At 74.6% G+C, this 15,877-nt stretch carries 15 protein-coding genes; 9 read left to right on the top strand and 6 right to left on the bottom strand.

The features are described from left to right. The first annotated feature begins 71 nt into the window (after positions 1 to 71). The 4 genes from ACFWPT_RS13840 to ACFWPT_RS13825 all read left to right on the top strand — a co-directional run bounded on the left by ACFWPT_RS13840 (position 72) and on the right by ACFWPT_RS13825 (position 4,761). A complete protein-coding gene (locus ACFWPT_RS13840) occupies positions 72 to 2,474 on the top strand; it encodes an FHA domain-containing protein (RefSeq protein WP_380481874.1) in 2,403 nt (800 codons plus the stop codon). Positions 2,475 to 2,603: 129 nt separating this feature from the next. Further along, positions 2,604 to 3,194: a hypothetical protein gene (locus ACFWPT_RS13835; protein ID WP_380481872.1), complete on the top strand. Its 591-nt coding sequence runs from the start codon at positions 2,604 to 2,606 to the stop codon at positions 3,192 to 3,194. A 128-nt stretch (positions 3,195 to 3,322) separates the two neighbouring features. After that, a complete protein-coding gene (locus ACFWPT_RS13830) occupies positions 3,323 to 4,315 on the top strand; it encodes a serine/threonine-protein kinase (RefSeq protein ID WP_380481985.1) in 993 nt (330 codons plus the stop codon). A gap of 71 nt (positions 4,316 to 4,386) precedes the next feature. Continuing rightward, a complete protein-coding gene (locus ACFWPT_RS13825) occupies positions 4,387 to 4,761 on the top strand; it encodes a DUF1304 family protein (protein ID WP_063350652.1) in 375 nt (124 codons plus the stop codon). 21 nt (positions 4,762 to 4,782) lie between these two features. Here ACFWPT_RS13825 and ACFWPT_RS13820 read toward each other — a convergent pair whose 3' ends face one another. Next, a complete protein-coding gene (locus tag ACFWPT_RS13820; RefSeq protein ID WP_380481870.1) occupies positions 4,783 to 6,180 on the bottom strand; it encodes a streptophobe family protein in 1,398 nt (465 codons plus the stop codon). A 455-nt stretch (positions 6,181 to 6,635) separates the two neighbouring features. Between ACFWPT_RS13820 and ACFWPT_RS13815 the strand changes: the two genes are divergently transcribed. Further along, positions 6,636 to 7,985, top strand: a complete 1,350-nt coding sequence (locus tag ACFWPT_RS13815; protein WP_380481868.1) for a DUF6777 domain-containing protein — start codon at positions 6,636 to 6,638, stop codon at positions 7,983 to 7,985. A 78-nt stretch (positions 7,986 to 8,063) separates the two neighbouring features. Here ACFWPT_RS13815 and ACFWPT_RS13810 read toward each other — a convergent pair whose 3' ends face one another. Next, on the bottom strand, positions 8,064 to 8,507 hold the full coding sequence (locus ACFWPT_RS13810; protein WP_380377481.1) for a winged helix-turn-helix transcriptional regulator: 444 nt from the start codon (positions 8,505 to 8,507) through the stop codon (positions 8,064 to 8,066). Positions 8,508 to 8,644: 137 nt separating this feature from the next. Between ACFWPT_RS13810 and ACFWPT_RS13805 the strand changes: the two genes are divergently transcribed. Both ACFWPT_RS13805 and ACFWPT_RS13800 read left to right on the top strand, forming a co-directional pair. Then, positions 8,645 to 9,922 (top strand): MFS transporter, encoded by a 1,278-nt coding sequence (locus ACFWPT_RS13805; RefSeq protein WP_380481866.1) that lies wholly within the window; start codon positions 8,645 to 8,647, stop codon positions 9,920 to 9,922. Between the two features lie 140 nt (positions 9,923 to 10,062). Beyond that, a complete protein-coding gene (locus ACFWPT_RS13800) occupies positions 10,063 to 10,515 on the top strand; it encodes a hypothetical protein (RefSeq protein WP_380481864.1) in 453 nt (150 codons plus the stop codon). A gap of 72 nt (positions 10,516 to 10,587) precedes the next feature. Here the strand turns inward: ACFWPT_RS13800 and ACFWPT_RS13795 are convergent, their stop codons facing one another. Together ACFWPT_RS13795 and ACFWPT_RS13790 are read right to left on the bottom strand one after the other, a co-directional pair. Next, on the bottom strand, positions 10,588 to 12,183 hold the full coding sequence (locus ACFWPT_RS13795) for an LCP family protein (RefSeq protein ID WP_380481862.1): 1,596 nt from the start codon (positions 12,181 to 12,183) through the stop codon (positions 10,588 to 10,590). Then, positions 12,176 to 12,739, bottom strand: a complete 564-nt coding sequence (locus tag ACFWPT_RS13790; protein ID WP_380481860.1) for a DUF6542 domain-containing protein — start codon at positions 12,737 to 12,739, stop codon at positions 12,176 to 12,178. The genes ACFWPT_RS13795 and ACFWPT_RS13790 overlap by 8 nt, the downstream gene beginning before the upstream one ends. Positions 12,740 to 12,998: 259 nt before the next feature. Between ACFWPT_RS13790 and ACFWPT_RS13785 the strand changes: the two genes are divergently transcribed. Both ACFWPT_RS13785 and ACFWPT_RS13780 read left to right on the top strand, forming a co-directional pair. Beyond that, positions 12,999 to 13,205, top strand: a complete 207-nt coding sequence (locus ACFWPT_RS13785; protein WP_063350645.1) for an antitoxin — start codon at positions 12,999 to 13,001, stop codon at positions 13,203 to 13,205. Between the two features lie 84 nt (positions 13,206 to 13,289). Then, complete coding sequence (locus ACFWPT_RS13780; protein WP_380381120.1) at positions 13,290 to 13,994, top strand: lytic transglycosylase domain-containing protein; 705 nt, start codon at positions 13,290 to 13,292, stop codon at positions 13,992 to 13,994. Between the two features lie 37 nt (positions 13,995 to 14,031). Here the strand turns inward: ACFWPT_RS13780 and galE are convergent, their stop codons facing one another. Together galE and ACFWPT_RS13770 are read right to left on the bottom strand one after the other, a co-directional pair. Next, complete coding sequence (gene galE, locus ACFWPT_RS13775; RefSeq protein ID WP_380481858.1) at positions 14,032 to 15,048, bottom strand: UDP-glucose 4-epimerase GalE; 1,017 nt, start codon at positions 15,046 to 15,048, stop codon at positions 14,032 to 14,034. A gap of 104 nt (positions 15,049 to 15,152) precedes the next feature. Further along, entirely contained in the window at positions 15,153 to 15,842 is a 690-nt protein-coding gene (locus tag ACFWPT_RS13770; protein WP_380481856.1) for a hypothetical protein, read from the bottom strand. Positions 15,843 to 15,877 lie beyond the last annotated feature (35 nt).

Genomic DNA, 15,877 nt, shown 5'->3' with positions numbered 1-15,877 from the left:
GTCACAGTGGTCCAGTCCAATCCCGGGATCCGGAAAGGCCGCTGGACTGCTGCGGCGATAGAATGCCCAGCATGGGAGAGCGCCCGGGCGCACCCACCGCGCCGCCCCTCGTCCTGGTCACCGACACCGGGTCGCTGCTGATCGACCCGGCCCTGGCCTACCACCTCGGCCGCGACCCGACCAGCGAGATCGTCCTGGACGACCCCCGGGTCTCCTGGCACCACGCCGTGCTGCGGGCCACCGACGGGCACTGGCTGCTGGAGGACGTCGGCAGCACCAACGGCACCTACGACCAGGGCCACCGGGTCGACCGCGAGGACATCGGCCCCGGCACCCGGCTGCGCTTCGGCGACCCGGCCGACGGCCCGTCCGCGACCTTCGCCGGCCTGCCCCGCCCCGACCCCGGCGAGCGGCCCTCCCTGCTCGCCCCGCAGGCCTCCGGCACCTTCCGCAGCCCCAGCTCGGTGCTCCAGCTGCCCGGCCGCACGGTCCGGATCGGCCGCTCGCACGACAACGACCTGGTCCTGGACGACCTGGTGGTCTCCCGCCACCACGCCGAACTGCGCGAACTGCCCGGCGGCGGCTACGAGATCGTCGACCTGGACAGCCACAACGGCACCTACCACAACGGCCGCCCGGTGCAGCGGGCGCCGGTCGGCCCGGCCGACATCGTCGGCATCGGCCACTCCGCGCTCTGCCTCTCCGACGACCACCTGGTCGAGTACACCGACACCGGCGAGATCTCCCTGGACGTACGGCACCTGGTGGTCCGGGTCGGCTCCGACCACCGGGTGCTGCTGGACGACGTGAGCTTCCCGCTCGCCGAGAAGGCCCTGCTGGCGGTGGCCGGCCCGAGCGGCGCCGGCAAGTCCACCCTGCTCAACGCCCTGACCGGGCTGCGCCCCGCCGACGAGGGCACCGTGCTGTACGACGGGCGCGACCTCTACCGCGACTACGCCGAACTGCGCCGCCGGATCGGCCTGGTGCCGCAGGACGACATCCTGCACACCCAGCTCACCGTCCGCCGCGCGCTCGGCTACGCCGCCGAACTGCGCTTCCCCGGCGACACCGCGAAGCACGAGCGGGAGGCCCGGGTCGTCGAGGTGGTCCACGAGCTGGGCCTGGCCGGCCGGGCCGACCAGGTGATCGGCAGCCTCTCCGGCGGCCAGCGCAAGCGGGTCAGCGTCGCGTTGGAGCTGCTCACCAAGCCCTCGCTGCTGTTCCTCGACGAGCCGACCTCCGGTCTGGACCCGGGCATGGAGCGCTCGGTGATGCACATGCTGCGCGGGCTGGCCGACGACGGCCGGACGGTGGTCGTGGTGACGCACAGCGTGCTGAGCCTGAACGTGTGCGACCGCCTGCTGGTGCTCGCCCCCGGCGGCCGGACGGCCTACTACGGCCCGCCGGGCGAGGCGCTGGCGTTCTTCGGCTTCGCGGAGTGGCCGGAGGCCTTCGAGGCCTTCGAGAGCGAGGACCACGAGGCCTGGCAGCGCCGTTTCCGCAGCTCCCCGCAGTACGAGCGGTACGTCGCCGCCGAGGCGGTGTCCCTGACGCCGGCCGCCGTGCCGGGAGCGCCGGCCGCGGCATCGGGAGCGCCGGAGGCGGCGGGGCCGGCGCAGGCACCGGCGGCCGGGCGGGACCCGATCGGCTGGGAGAAGCCGCAGGGCTGGTTCTCCCAGCTGGGCACCCTGGTGCGCCGGTACACCGCGGTGCTCGCCGCCGACCGGCTGTTCCTGACCATCATGGTGGTGCTGCCCTTCGTGATCGGCCTGATGTGCCGGGTGATGGCCGGCTCCCGGCTCACCCCCGACAACGCCGTGAACTGCCTGCTCACGCTGTGCATCGGCGGCCTGCTGACCGGCGCCGCCAACTCGGTGCGCGAGGTGGTCAAGGAGCGGGCGATCTACCGCCGCGAGCGCGTGGTCGGACTGTCCAGATCGGCGTACCTGGTCTCCAAGGTGGTGGTGCTCGGCACGGTCACGGTCGCCCAGGCCGCCGTGCTGACCGTGGTCGGCCTGGCCGGGGTGGACCTCTCCTGGGCGGTGCCGACCGGGGTGGTGATGCCGCAGCTGCCCGAACTGATCATCGCGGTCGCGCTGCTGGCGTTCTCGGCGATGATGCTCGGCCTGGTGGTCTCGGCGATCGTGGACAAGGAGGAGGCCACCATGCCGCTGCTGGTGCTCCTCTCGGTGGTGCAGATCGTCTTCAGCGGCCTGATGCTCAAGCTGCACGGCGTGCCCGGGCTGGAGCAGTTCGCCTGGCTGATCCCGTCCCGTTGGGGCATGGCCGCGATGGCCCGCACCGTCGAGCTGCACGGCATCTTCCCGACCGCGATCACCGCCGACCCGATGTTCCGCCACGAGCGCGCCGGCTGGCTGTTCGACATCGCGGTGCTGCCCGGCCTCGCGGTCGCGTACGGGCTGCTGGTGCTGGCCCTGCTGCGGCGGCACGAGCCCGCGATCATGCGGCGCTGAGCCTCGAAGGGCGACCCCGGGCCCCGGCCGACCACCGCCGGTACAGTGGGAAGCGACCTGTGGTGCGAGTCCCATCGCTATGACCGCGCGCAGCCGCGGGCTCGCGCGGCGGAGGAAATGTAGCCGCCCATGGACGAGTTCGCGTTCCGCCCCACCCACGTCGCCCCGCCGGCCGGGATGGCCACCTGGGCGGCCCCGGACCCGGCCCGGCCCGCCACCCGGCTGGACGCGCTGCTGCCGGTGCGGGTGGTCGCCCGGCAGGGCGACTGGGCGCAGATCCTCTGCTCCAACGGTTGGACGGCCTGGGTCGACGGCCGGCTGCTGGTCGCCCTCCCGGAGCCGCCGCCCACCGCCGGGGGCCCGCCCGCCCGGACGGCGGACCCGCGCCCGGCGCTCGTGGAGGCCGAGGCCGCGGTGGCCCGCTACCGGGCCCTGCTGGAGGACCTCGCGGCGGGCGCCCTGGACCTGGAGGCCTTCCGGGAGCGGACCCGTGGCCTGCGGATCGGCCTGGTCGTGGACGCCGAGGCGCTCTGGGTGTTCGACCCGGTGCGCGACCGCTGGTGCTACTGCGACGGGCTCCAGCTCCAGACGTACGCGGCCACCGACCGGCCGGTGCCCGGGTCGTCGCCCACGCCGTCCCCCACGCCGTCGCCCGCCCCCGCCGTCCCGCCGGGGCCCGCGCCCGCTCCGTACGCCCCCACCCGGCCGGGCGCGCCGTGACCCCGGCCGAACGGGTGCCCGAAGACCACCCTGGCCATGCCGATAAGTCCGACCACCCCGGCCGTGCCGACGATCCCGACCAGCTCGACCACCCCGACCGGCCGTCCGCACCCGGCCTGCCGGCCGGCATGGTCGGGCGCCGGATCGCCGGCTACCGGCTGGAGCGCGAGATCGGCCGCGGCGGCATGGCCGTGGTGTACCGGGCCAAGGACCTGAGGCTCGGCCGGACCGTCGCGGTCAAACTGCTCGCCCCCGAACTGGCCCGCAACGAGGTGTTCCGGCAGCGCTTCATGCACGAGTCCGAGGCCGCCGCCGCGATCGACCACCCGCACATCATCCCGGTGTTCGAGGCCGGCGAGCACGACGGCATCCTGTTCATCGCGATGCGCTACGTCGAGGGCGGCGACCTGCGCGGGCTGATGAACCGGGGCGGCCCCTTCTCGGCCGAGCGGACCGCCCAGCTGGCCCTGCAGATCGCCTCCGCGCTCGACGCCGCGCACGACCACGACCTGGTCCACCGGGACGTCAAGCCCGGCAACGTGCTGGTCGCCGCCGGGACGGACAGCGAGCACCCCGAGCACCTGTACCTGGCGGACTTCGGCCTCACCAAGAAGTCCCTCTCGCTGAGCGGCCTGACCAGCGTCGGCCAGATCGTCGGAACGCTGGACTACGCCGCGCCCGAGCAGATCTCCGGCAAGCCGCTGGACGGGCGCTGCGACCAGTACGGCCTCGGCTGCGTGGTCTTCGAGATGCTCGCGGGCGCCCCGCCGTTCCGCCGGGAGAGCGACGTGGCGCTGCTCTGGGCGCACCTCAACGACCCGCCGCCCGCGTTGCGCGACCACCGCCCCGACCTGCCCGCCGCCGTCGGGGCGGCGGTGGCCCGGGCGCTCGCCAAGGCCCCCCAGGACCGCTACGCCAGCTGCCTGCAGTTCGTCGCCGAGCTGCGCGCGGCCACCGCCGTCGTGCCCGGCCTCGGCGCCGCGCCGAGAGCGTGGAGCGGGAGCGGGAACGGGCCGCCGACCCAGGTCGTCCAGGCGGTCGTCCCCGGGCTCGCCGCGGCGGCCGTCGTGCCCGAGCCGCCCGCGTGGGCCGCCCCGGTCGTCCACCCGCCGCCGTGGTGAGCGCCGTACCGTCCACCGCCCCCCAGGAAACCGACCCGCCAGGAAACCGACCCCTCAGGAAGCCGACCGCCATGAACGCCGTGAGCCAGGTCTTCGCCGTGATCGCCGCCGCGGTCCACCTCCTCGCGTGGCCGCTGGAGAGCTTCCTGTACGGCCACCCGCGGGTGCGCTTCCTGCTCACCGGCAGCACGGCGGACGCGCCGGAGGTCCGGCTGTGGCGCTTCAACGTCGGCTTCTACAACCTGTTCCTGGCGCTCGGCCTGGTCGCCGGACTGGTCCTGCTGCACACCGGGCACGCCGCCTCCGGCCGCGCCGTGATCAGCTACGTCGCCGCGTTCATGGCCGCCGGCGGGATCACCCTCTTCGCCTCGGAGCCGAAGGTCTGGCGCGGCGCCCTCGCCCAGGCGCTGCCGGCGGCGGCGATCCTCATCGCCGAGGCGTTCTGAGCGCGCGCCGCCCGGCAGCCGTCACCCCGCCCCGGGCACCTCGCCACCTGGGACCTCACCACCGGGGACGTCGCCACCGGGGACGTCCCCGCTGGAGACCTCGCCCCGGCGGCCGGTGCGGGCGGCCAGCAGGGCGCCCAGCGCGCCGGCCAGCAGGCCCCAGCCCGCCGCCAGCGGGACGGCCGTCCACAGCACCGGGCGCAGGGTGAGGCTGCCGCTGCCGAAGCCGGCCAGCGGGTTGGCGCCGCCGAGGAGCGAGCCGATCAGGTCGCCGAGGCCGCCCTGGCCGAGGCCGACGCCGAGCGCCGACAGCCCGTAGTCGGCGTCCGCCCTGGTCCAGAGCCCGACCAGCAGCACCGTCACCGCGCTGGCCAGGGCGAACCGGACGGCGTGCTGCCAGAGCCGGACGGTACGCGGCGAGCGGTACGCGGCGAGGAAACCGGCCGCGAGCAACAGCACGGCGGCCAGCGGCAGCAGCCACCAACTGCGCGCGTCCTGGTCGGCGAGGGTGCCCAGGCTGATGGTGGCCTGCTGCCCGTCCGGCGCCCGCAGCACCTCGGCGAGCGGCCTGGGCACCGGCAGGCCGAGCGCGCCGCTGAGCCGCCCGTGCCACTGCGCGCCGAGCCCGACGCCGAAGGCCAGCCAGACCAGGTCGGGCAGGGCGAGCAGCAGCACGGCCAGGGTCTGCCGGGCGTTGCCGTGCACGATCGCGGTCAGCACCCCGGCCGCCAGCCCGATCACCAGGTACGCCAGCAGGACCAGCCAGAGCGCGAACGCGGCTGGGCGGACGGCCAGTTGGTAGGGCAGCAGGGCGCGCGGCAGCGGCGCCCGCCGGGACACCGCGAAGGTGCCCGCGAGGACGACGAGCAGCCAGGCCAGCCCGATGCCGATCGTGCTCGGGGCGTCCGCGTGGAAGCCGACCTCCGGGGTGAGCCCGAGCGCGCCGCCGATGGTCTGTGCCAGGTCGCCGCCGAGCGGGACGACGAAGGTGTGCCGGGCGCCGAGGGTGAGCAGCGCGAGGGCGACCAGCCAGAGCACCACCGTGCGGGCGATCCGGCCGAGCAGTTCGCCGCCGCCGGCCACCGCGCGAAAACGCAGCTGACGCAGGAACACCTCGGCCATCACCACCGCACCGGCCAGCGAGACGGACAGCGGCATGGCACTGATCCCGGCATCCACTGCGGCGAACTGCCCTGCTCCGCCGTCGAGTTGGATGGCGCCGCCGACGGCCAGTACCACCGCCCCGGCCAGCACGGCCGGGAAGCCGCCCCCCGGGAGGTCGTCGGCGCCGGCCAGCCAGAGGCCGAGCGCGGCCACCGCCGCCATGGCGGCGAACCCGGCCAGCACCACGGCGAGCGCGTCCAGCCAGCCGCGCAGGGCGCCGGGCGGGCCCGCGACCCGGGTGGTGGGCTGCTGCATGGCGCCTCCTCGGTGCGTCGGGCTTCGCGTTCCAGGGTGGCCGACACCCGGCGGGCACGCTCGGCGACGGCTCCCGCACCTGCTGTTGCGGCGGGTGGGGAGCCAGGGGGAAATGGAGGCCAGTGGCAGGAGCTTCCCGGGTCGGCGCATCCGCCGGCCGCCTGCGAAACGGAGCCTCGATGAGTTCCCAACCGCCCCCGTCCGGCCCGCCGAGCGAGCCGCCCCACGGCCCCCCGTCCGGCCCGCTGGCCGGTCCCCCGTCGGGCGGCGGCCAGTTCGGGCCGCCGCCCGGGTCATCCGGCGCTTCCGGGCCTTCCGGGCCTTCCGGGCCGTCTGGTCCATCTGGTCCGTCAGGGCCGTCCGGTCCGTCAGGGCCGTCCGGTCCGTCAGGGCCGTCCTCCGGCGGCGGTCGGGGGCCGCACACGCCGTGGTGGCGCTCCGGGCGGGGGCTCGCATTGGCCGCCGGCACGCTGGCGGTGGCCGTGGTGGCCACCGTACTGATCGTGAACAGCCAGGGCGGCGGTCACCACGACACCCTGCCGGCCGCCAACGAGGTGGCCCTCCAGGCCCCGGCCGACCCGGGGCCGGACCCGTTCACCCCATCGGTGGAAACCCAGGGGGTGAGCGCCCCCGCCCCCGCCCAGGAGCCGCAGTCCGGGCAGGCACCGCAGTCCGGGCCGGCGCCGCAGTCTGCCCAGGCTCCGCAGTCCGGGCCGGGCGGCCGGTCCACGGCCGCCTCCCCGGCGGTGATCCACAGCGTCGAGGGCAGCTCCGCCGGGCTGTACGGCGGGACGATGACCAAGCCCAGCTGCGACACCGAGCGCCTGATCGGGATGGTCTCCAGCGGGGACTCCGGCCGCGCCTGGGCCTCCGCCGCGGGCGTCCAGCAGTCCGAGATCCCGTCCTACCTGCGCTCGCTGACCTCGGCCTACCTGCGGGTGGACACCCGGGTCACCAACCACAACTACAAGAGCGGCGCCGTCGCCGAGTACCAGTCCGCGCTCCAGGCCGGCACCGCCGTCCTGGTGGACTCCCAGGGCGTGCCCCGGGTGCGCTGCTCCTGCGGCAACCCGCTGAAGCCGCCGGTGCTGGTGAGCGACGCCAAGTACACCGGGAAGGCATGGGCCGGCTTCCACCCGACCACGCTGGTCGTCGTGGTGCCCGCGCCGCAGCCGGTGACCGAGATCATCCTGGTGAACATCGAGACGGGCGGCTGGTTCTCCCGGCTGACCGGGCGGATCGACGTGGTCGACCGGAACGTCGGACCGCCCAAGGGGCCGCTGGCGCCGGGCGTCCCGCCGCCGGGGAAGATGACGCCCACCACGCCGGCGGGCACGGCCTCGACGTCGCACTCGACCTCCGCCTCGTCCTCCGAGGCCACCTCCGGGTCCGGCTCGGCGACGACCTCGGGTTCGACCTCGTCCGGGGCGACGTCCTCGGGCGCCTCGACCGGGACGGGCTCCGCCTCGGCAACGTCGTCCACCTCCTCGGGCACCCCGACCGGGACGACCAGGACGACCGGCACCTCGTCCGCGTCCACCGGCTCCTCGACCGGGTCCTCGACCGGCTCGTCCACGGGGTCGTCCGCAGGCTCCTCGACGGGGTCGTCCACGGGTTCGTCCACCACCAAGACGCCGACCCAGACCCCGACCCAGACGCCGAGCACCAAGGCCCCGGCAACCACGACCGGTTCCACCGCGACGAACACCACCAACGGCACCACCAACGGCACGGCCCCCGGCACCACCGCGACGGCCACCGAACCCCCGAAGACCGCGACGGCCGGGAGCGCCACCCCCAGCTGATCCGCCCGACTCCCCCACACCACCCGCACCACCCGCCGCCACCGGCCGCCCGTCCGCCGGTGGCGGCGGCGGCGCGTCTCAGGGCAGCAGCACCTCGGCGTCCTCGGGCCCCAGCACCCGGCCGCCGGCCGCGCGGACCTCCATCGCCTCGATCGGCGCGCCCGTCCCGCGTTCCACCAGCCGGGCGCGCGGCTCGCCCTCCGCGAAGAACCACTGGTCGCCCCACTGCCGCAGCGCGGTGATCACGGGGAAGAGGGCGCGCCCCTTCTCGGTCAGCACGTACTCCTGGTACGGGCTGCCGTCGGCGGCCGGCGCGAGCTCGAACACCCCGTTGGCGACCAGGTTGGTGAGGCGGGCCGAGAGGATGTTCCTGGCGAGGCCCAGGTTCTTCTGGAAATGCCCGAAGCGGCGCAGCCCGTCGAAGGCGTCGCGGACGATCAGCAGCGTCCAGCCGTCGCCGACGACGTCGAGCGGGCGGGCGACCGGGCAGGTCGACTCCTCGTGCGTGGTGCGCTTCGGCACTTCTCCCACCTTCCACCGGTCGGCGCCCAGCCTAGCGGCGAGTCGCGTGGTTGCTTATTGAAACCACAGTATGCCAGGGTGGCTCGGTAGCACTTTGAAACCAGTCTGGCCGCGCCCGCCACCAGGAAGTCCCGCCCATGACCTCGCCCACCCGCGCCACCGCCGCCGAAGCGCCCCCACGCGGCCTGCCACCCGCCGCCGCCTGGCTCCTCTCCGTCGCCTGCGGCCTCGCCGTCGCCAACGTCTACTACTCACAGCCCCTGCTCGACCTCATCGCCGCGGACTACGGCATCGACCCGGCCACCATCGGGCTTGTCGGCACCCTCACCCAGACGGGCTACGCGCTCGGCCTGCTGCTGCTCGTCCCGCTCGGCGACCACGTCAACCGCCGCACCCTCACCACCGCCCAGCTCGGGCTCTCCGTGCTCGCCCTCGCCGCCGTCGCGCTCGCCCTCGCCGCCGTCGCGCTCGCCCCCTCCGCGCCGCTGATGCTCGCCGCGATGGCCGCCGTCGGAGTCCTCGCGGTGGTCGCCCAGGTCGTCGTCGCGTACGCGGCCTCGCTCGCCGCGCCAGCCGACCGGGGCCGGGTGGTCGGTACCGTCACCAGCGGCATCGTGGTCGGCATCCTGCTCGCCCGCACCGTCGCCGGCACCATCGGCGACCTGGCCGGCTGGCGCGCCGTCTACGTGGTGTCCGCCGTCGCCACCGGCGCGATGGCCCTCGCCGTCGCGGTCGTCCTCCCGGCCGAACGTCACCGCCCGTCGGCACCGACCTCGCAGACCTCGCAGACCTCGCAGACCTCGCAGACCAGGCAGACCGCACGGATCAGCTACCCCCGGCTGATCGGCTCGGTGTTCACCCTCTTCGCCGAGGAGCCCGTGCTCCGCGCCCGGGCGGTCCTCGCGCTGCTCACCTTCACCTCCATCACCGTCCTGCTCACCCCGATGGTGCTCCCGCTCGCCGCCCCGCCGTTCAGTCTCAGCCACACCCAGATCGGGCTGTTCGGCCTGGCCGGCGCCGCCGGAGCCCTGGGTGCCGGCCGCGCGGGCCGGCAGGCCGACCGCGGCCGGGCCGAACGCACCGCCGGCATCGGCCTGTTGGCCATGCTCGCCGCCTGGATCCCGGCGGCCCTGCTGCCGCACTCGGTGTGGTGGCTGGTGCTCGCCATGGTGGTGATCGACTACGGCCTTCAGTCCGTGCACGTGGTCAACCAGCACCTGCTGTACCAGGTCCGCCCCGAGGCGCAGAGCCGGCTCACCGCCGGGTACATGCTCCTCTACTCCGCCGGCTGCGCGGCGGGCGCGATCGGCTCCACCCTCGTCTACGAGCACTGGGGCTGGACGGCCGTCTGCCTCCTCGGCGCGGCCACCAGTCTGGCCGCACTGCTCTACTGGCTTGCCAGGAAGCAGAATTGACGAAGCCTCGGAACGGCTCCTCCCCCTGATCCGGCGGCGCCCGCACCAGGCCGTCGGCGAAGTCCACCGCCGTGTCGTTCTCGAAGGGGGCGGCGCCCCGGCCACCGACGGCCCGTCACGGGGCGGGTATCGTCCGGGCCATGAAGGCAGTGTTACGCCGGGTGTGGTCCCTTCCGTTGGCGGGCGCGGTGGTCTCGCTGCTGGTGCTCTGCTGGAGCCTGTTCGCCGCGTCCGCGCAGTGGCGGGCCGCGAGCCGGATAGACGCCGCGCCGCTGCGGGTCGACGGGACGGTCAGCGCCGCGGCCCTGCGCAAGGGCGGCTGGCTCTACACCGTCACCTACCGGGTGGGGGATCGCGACTACCGCACGTCGGCGCTCGGCCTCAAACGGGTCGAGAAGCCGCACGTCGGGATGACCGTCCCCCTGGAGGCGGCGGCGGACGACCCGGCCACCGTGCGCGTGGCCGGCGACCACTACCCCAACGACGACATGCCCGCGACCTACGTGCTGGCCGCGGTGGGCGCCACGGCGGTCCTGCTGTGGCTGGTCGGCCTGCTCGTCCAGCGCGCCCGGGGCCGGACTCCCCTCCCGTGACGGCCGGTTCGGCCGCCGGGCCGGTTCGCCCACCGCCTCGTGGGTGCGGCCGCGCGGCGCCCGCCGCCCCCGTCAGTCCACGCAGGGGATGCCGCCGGCCTTGACGGCCGGGCCCTGCATGGGGAGGCCGGCGGCGGGGTCGGTGGCCGCGTCGCCCGGCCCGGTGGTGGCGGCGGCGGAGGGGCTGGGGGTGCGGGTGACGGCGAGGGTGACGACGATGTGGCCGGGGGCGACGACGGCGGCCGCGGTGGCGGTGACGCCGTAGCGGGTGGCGAGCTGCTGGGCGTCGGCCTTGGCGCCGCTGCCGTAGGCGACGGTGGTGGCCCTGGTCCTGGCGGCGGCGTCGCCGATCCTCCCCGGCTGGTAGCCGAGTTCGGTGAGGGCCTTGGACTCGGTGGCGGCCGTGCCGGCGCCCGCGACGGCGTTGACGTCCACGACGGCCCTGGTCGCGGTCGGGGAGGCGGCGGACGGCGAGGGGGTGGCGGTCTCGGCGGCCGTCTCGGTGGGTGCGGGGACGGCCTGGACGGGGGCCGGCTCGCGGTTGAACAGCTGCCGGACGATCTTCTTGATCAGCTCCGGGTTGACGGTGTTGACCTCCTGGCCGCCGACGGTCTTGAACCCGGTGATCGGCAGGGTGTTGAACTCGACGTTCCCGCCGGTGAGGTTGGGCGCCTGCTGGGCGAAGTCGAGGATGTTCCACTCGTTGTCGATGACGACGTCCTTCTTCACCACTCCGAACAGCTTCTGCATCTGCCCGAAGTCGTTGAGGATGCCCTGCTGCTTGAGCCGGTACTCGACGGAGGAGATGAACGCCTGCTGCCGGTGGGTGCGGTCGAGGTCGCCGTTGGCGAGGTGGTGGCGCTGGCGGACGAAGGAGAGGGCCTGGGCGGCGTTGAGGGAGCTGATGCCGGCGGGGAGCTTGAGGCCGGTGCCGCCGCCCTCGTGGGCGGCGGTGCGGGCGGTGATCGGATCGTCGACGGGGTGGTTGAGGCAGACCTGGATCGGCTCGACGGCCTTGGCGATGTCGTAGAAGCCGATCAGGTTGACCTCGGCGAAGTGGTCGATCGGGACGTCGAGGAAGCCCTGCACGGTCTGGATGGTGGCGGAGCGTCCGGCTTCGCGGCTCTGCCGTTCCAGGTCGGCCTTGGAGAGCCCCTTGCCGGCGAGTTTCTGCTCGGCGGCCACCTTGGCGATGCCGTAGGCCTCCTTGATCTTGTGCATCTTGCCGTCGGCGCCGAGGGTCTGCACGTAGTCGTCGCGCGGGACGGACAGCGCGGTGACCTTGCCGCCGTTGGCCGGGATGTGCAGGACGATCAGGGCGTTGGTGTTGTAGCCGCCGATCTCGCTCGACCCGGCGTGCAGTTCGTCCTCGACGAACTGCTTGGGCAGGTCGTTGCCGTCCATGTCCTTGCGGCTGTCGAGGCCGATCAGCAGCAGGTTGACGGACTTGTCGAGGTGGGGCGGGGCGTTCTTCTTGGCCTCGCTCAGCGCGGTGGACTTGGTCATGCCGTCGTCGAGGCTGCGGTACTCGTACCAGGTGAAGCCGCTGGCGCCGAGGACGGCGATGGAGACGGTGCAGGCGAGCGTGCGCCCGGCGACGGTCAGCGGGGCGGGGCCGCGGCGCGGGGCGCGGCCGCGCGGGCGGAGGCGGGCGGCGCGTTCAGCCACGACGGCTCCTTCCGGCCGGGGTGCCCGCCCTGCGGAGCCGTCGGCGGTCGAGCGCGATGCGGACCGCGACGACCAGCAGCGCGACCCCCACCGCCGCCGCCATCACCGGGAACGCCCCCACCACCCACCGCAGCGCGCCGGTGCCGAGCTGCTTGCCCTGGTACGCGTCCCGGTTCGCCAGGTACTCGATGCCGGCGGCGCCGAGCAGCACCACGAGCGGGGCCGCGGTGACGACCCACCAGCGGCCGGCCCGGCTGCACAGCGCCGCCGCGGCACCCGTCCCGCCGACCGCACCGACCGCGAAGAGCACGCCGACCCCGGGGCCGCCGAGTTCGTCCGCGACACCGCCGAGGACGGGCAGGCCGACGGCGGTGAGCAGCACCGGCAGCCGGCCGCCCCGGCGGGCCTGCGGCCGGCGGCGGGAGGCCGCGGGCCGTGGCGGGCGGGCGGCGGGCTCCGCCGGGGCGGCCGCGCGCGAGCGCTGCGCGGGCAGGGCGGGGTCCTCGGTGCGCGGTCCCGCGTCCTGGTACGGCGTTCTCGCCCGCTGGCCGGCCATGCGCACTTCCCTCGCTCGTTTCGGCTGCCGCGGCGCGTGCGCGCCGCTGTGCGTGCCGGGACGCGTTCCGTCCTGGTGGCGGTTCCCAACTTCTACATGGCTGTAGAAGTTGGGCTGGAGCATACAAACCCATTCCAGCAAAGTCACCCGCCGTCCTTCGGCAGCGGCCGAGCGCCTGGTGGGCCGTCGTTAGGATGGTCATGATCCCCCGCCACGTCGGCACACCATCAGGAACGCGTCAGAGGAGCAGAGCGTCACCATGTTTGAGAGTCTGAAGAACCTCGCGGACAAGGCCACCGACCTCGCCCGCGAGCACAGCGGCGTGCTCGGGCAGGGCCTGGACAAGGTCGGCGACGTGATCGACGACCGCACGGACGGCAAGTACAGCGGCCAGATCGACACCGGCGTCGAGAAGGCCAAGGGCTTCCTGCGCAACCTCGACGGCGAGCAGAAGCCGGCCGAGTAGCCTGCCACCGGGCACGGTCGCCGGCACGATCGGCAGTACGACGGTCGAACAAGGGCACGGGCACCCGGGGAGGGGTCGGCAGCGATGAGCGAGGGGCAACAGGGGTCGCGCTGGGGGCGCTGGCTGGTCGTCGGCGTACTCGTCGCGGCCGGGTGGGGCATCGTCCACGGCGGTGACCACCCCACCACGGCGTCGTCCGGCGCCTCCCCGTCGGCGACCCCCTCCCCGGACGGTGCCGGGCCTTCCGCGTCCGCCCCGTCCGCGTCCGCCTCGACCGCGCCGTCGAAGCCGTCGAAGCCGTCCGGCCGCTACGACCCCGCCGACTACGCGGCCCCGGTACGCCGGTACGCCGCCGAGGCCGGGGTCAACCCGCAGCTGCTGATGGCGATCCTCTACAACGAGTCGTACAAGCCGCACGACCCGGAGCTCGAACGGGCCTGGCAGCGCGGCAAGCCCGAAGCCTCGTTCGGCATCGCCAACATGCACCGCGCCGCCTTCGACGACACCAAACCCGGCCGCCCCTTCGCCGACCGCCAGTGGGAGGAGCTGCCGGACGACCGCGACCTGGCCGTCCAGGCGGCCGCCTGGCACCTGCACGACCTGGCCGGGCAGCTCCCGGCACGGCCGAGCGCGCCGCTGAACCACGACGAGCTCCTCGCCCTCGGCTACAACGCCGGCGCGGGCAACATGCTGGCCTTCGCCCGGGGGGTCAAGGTGGGCTCCCAGGCGCAGTCCTACCTCGACCGGCTGCACGACAACTGGGCCAAGTCCGGCACGGCCGTCCAGTAGCGCGGTCTCCCCGGGCCCGGGGAGACCGCGCTGGGTATCAGCTGGCGTCGAGGCGGGCGGCCCACTGCGCGCGCCAGGCCAGCGCGTCGGCGACGCCCTCGGCGATGCCCCGCCGCGGCTGCCAGCCGAGCAGTTCGCGGGCGGTGTCGACGGCCGCGTAGCAGCCGATCACGTCGCCCGGCCGGGGGCCCGCCTCGCGGACGTCGAGCGTCGCGCCGACGGCCTGCTCGAAGGCGGCGATCAGCTCGCGGACGGTGGTGCCGTCGCCCGTGCCGACGTTGATGACCCGGTAGCGGTCCTCGGCGCCCTCGGCGATCACCTCGTCGAAGCGGAGCAGCGCCGCGACGTGCGCCTCGGCGAGGTCCCGCACGTGGACGTAGTCGCGGATGCCGGAGCCGTCCCTGGTCGCCCAGTCGACGCCGGTGACGGTGAACGGGGTGCCGTTGGTGTGCGCCTCGATCAACTTGCCCAGGGCGTGGGTGGGATTGAGGTCCTGGAGCCCGCTGCGCAGCCGCGGGTCGGCGCCGATCGGGTTGAAGTAGCGCAGGGAGATGACCCGCTGCCGCTCGGCGCCCTCCCCCCTGGTCCAGTCCTGGAGCACCTGCTCCATCATCAGCTTGGTGCGCGCGTAGGGGCTGTTGGCCTCGACCGGGCTGCTCTCGTCGACCCGCGCGTCCGGGGTGGGCGCGTAGATGGAGGCGGAGCTGCTGAAGACGACGCGGGTGCAGCCGTGGCGCTGGAGGGCGTCGAGCAGTTCGATGGTCTTGCCGACGTTCTCCCGGTAGTAGTACAGCGGCCTGGCCACCGAGTCCGGGACGACGATCCTGGCCGCGCAGTGCACGGCGGCGTCGATGTCCGGGTGCTCGGCGAAGATCCGGTCGAGCAGGGCCACATCGGCGACGTCGCCCTGGTAGAACACCTTGCCCTCGACGAACTCGGCCCGGCCCTTGGACAGGTCGTCCAGGATGACCGGGGTGATGCCCTGGTCGAGGAGGGCGAACACCACCGAACTGCCGATGAATCCCGCGCCGCCGGTGATCAGGACCTTCTTCATGCGCGGACGCTCCCTTGCGGTCGGCCGGGCGCCCGGTGGCGCCCGGTGACCTTTGGGACGGTGGTTCGCGCTCGATGGTTCCGCCGCCGGGCTCAGCGGTGGGCTCAGCGGTGGGGGCGGCGGCGGAGCCAGAAGCCGGTGGCGACCAGCACGACGGCCGCGACGGCGGTGCCGATCGCGGCCCAGGTGGCGGCGTCGGGCGTGGTGTCGGAGGGGGTGTCGCGGGCGGCGGAGCGGGCCCGGGCGGCGCTGTCGGCGGCCGGCGGGGCGGTCGGGGCGGTGGGTGTGGGAGTGGGTGTGGGCGCGGGAGTGGGTGTGGGCGCGGGAGTGGGTGTGGGCGCGGGAGTGGGTGTGGGCGCGGGTATCGGGGCCGGGGCGCCGGTCGTCGCGCCCGTCGCCCCCGGCAGCGGAGGGTCGCCGATCACCGCGGCCTCGACGTCGAGTTCACCCTCGCCGTGCCCCGGCGAGGGAAACGCGCAGTCGACGCTCACCCGCCAGTGCCCGGCCGGGAGGATCTCCCGGGTGGTGTACGTCCCCGGCTCGCCCGGGACGGCGACCAGGCGCCAGGGGCCGACCGTGCGACCGTCGGTGGCCGTCGCGGCCAGCGTGCCGGTGAACTCCCCGGTGACCGGGTCGTGGTCGTTCTCCCAGGTGGCGACGGTGCTGACGCGGCCGTTCCGCTGGCCGGAGACGTCCAGGTGGACGGTGTCGCCGTGGGCGGCGACCGGCACGGCGGCGGGCAGCACGGCCGCACCGGCGAGGGCGAGGGCGGCGACGAAGGGTCGGGTTCGCATGGCGGGCAATCCTCGTGAGGGGTGAGGGGCAGGGA

This window comes from Kitasatospora sp. NPDC058478 (genome assembly GCF_042720345.1).
Lineage (GTDB): Bacteria > Actinomycetota > Actinomycetes > Streptomycetales > Streptomycetaceae > Kitasatospora.
The sequence above is the reverse complement of the archived record's forward strand: the minus strand, read 5'-3'. Positions and strand labels throughout refer to the sequence as shown.

Bases quoted from the DNA above. Each gene is read 5' to 3' on its own strand.
- ACFWPT_RS13840 (WP_380481874.1), top strand. From the start codon at position 72: ATGGGAGAGCGCCCGGGCGCACCCACCGCGCCGCCCCTCGTCCTGGTC.
- ACFWPT_RS13835 (WP_380481872.1), top strand. From the start codon at position 2,604: ATGGACGAGTTCGCGTTCCGCCCCACCCACGTCGCCCCGCCGGCCGGG.
- ACFWPT_RS13830 (WP_380481985.1), top strand. From the start codon at position 3,323: ATGGTCGGGCGCCGGATCGCCGGCTACCGGCTGGAGCGCGAGATCGGC.
- ACFWPT_RS13825 (WP_063350652.1), top strand. From the start codon at position 4,387: ATGAACGCCGTGAGCCAGGTCTTCGCCGTGATCGCCGCCGCGGTCCAC.
- ACFWPT_RS13820 (WP_380481870.1), bottom strand. From the start codon at position 6,180: ATGCAGCAGCCCACCACCCGGGTCGCGGGCCCGCCCGGCGCCCTGCGC.
- ACFWPT_RS13805 (WP_380481866.1), top strand. From the start codon at position 8,645: ATGACCTCGCCCACCCGCGCCACCGCCGCCGAAGCGCCCCCACGCGGC.
- ACFWPT_RS13800 (WP_380481864.1), top strand. From the start codon at position 10,063: ATGAAGGCAGTGTTACGCCGGGTGTGGTCCCTTCCGTTGGCGGGCGCG.
- ACFWPT_RS13790 (WP_380481860.1), bottom strand. From the start codon at position 12,739: ATGGCCGGCCAGCGGGCGAGAACGCCGTACCAGGACGCGGGACCGCGC.
- ACFWPT_RS13785 (WP_063350645.1), top strand. From the start codon at position 12,999: ATGTTTGAGAGTCTGAAGAACCTCGCGGACAAGGCCACCGACCTCGCC.
- ACFWPT_RS13780 (WP_380381120.1), top strand. From the start codon at position 13,290: ATGAGCGAGGGGCAACAGGGGTCGCGCTGGGGGCGCTGGCTGGTCGTC.
- galE (WP_380481858.1), bottom strand. From the start codon at position 15,048: ATGAAGAAGGTCCTGATCACCGGCGGCGCGGGATTCATCGGCAGTTCG.
- ACFWPT_RS13770 (WP_380481856.1), bottom strand. From the start codon at position 15,842: ATGCGAACCCGACCCTTCGTCGCCGCCCTCGCCCTCGCCGGTGCGGCC.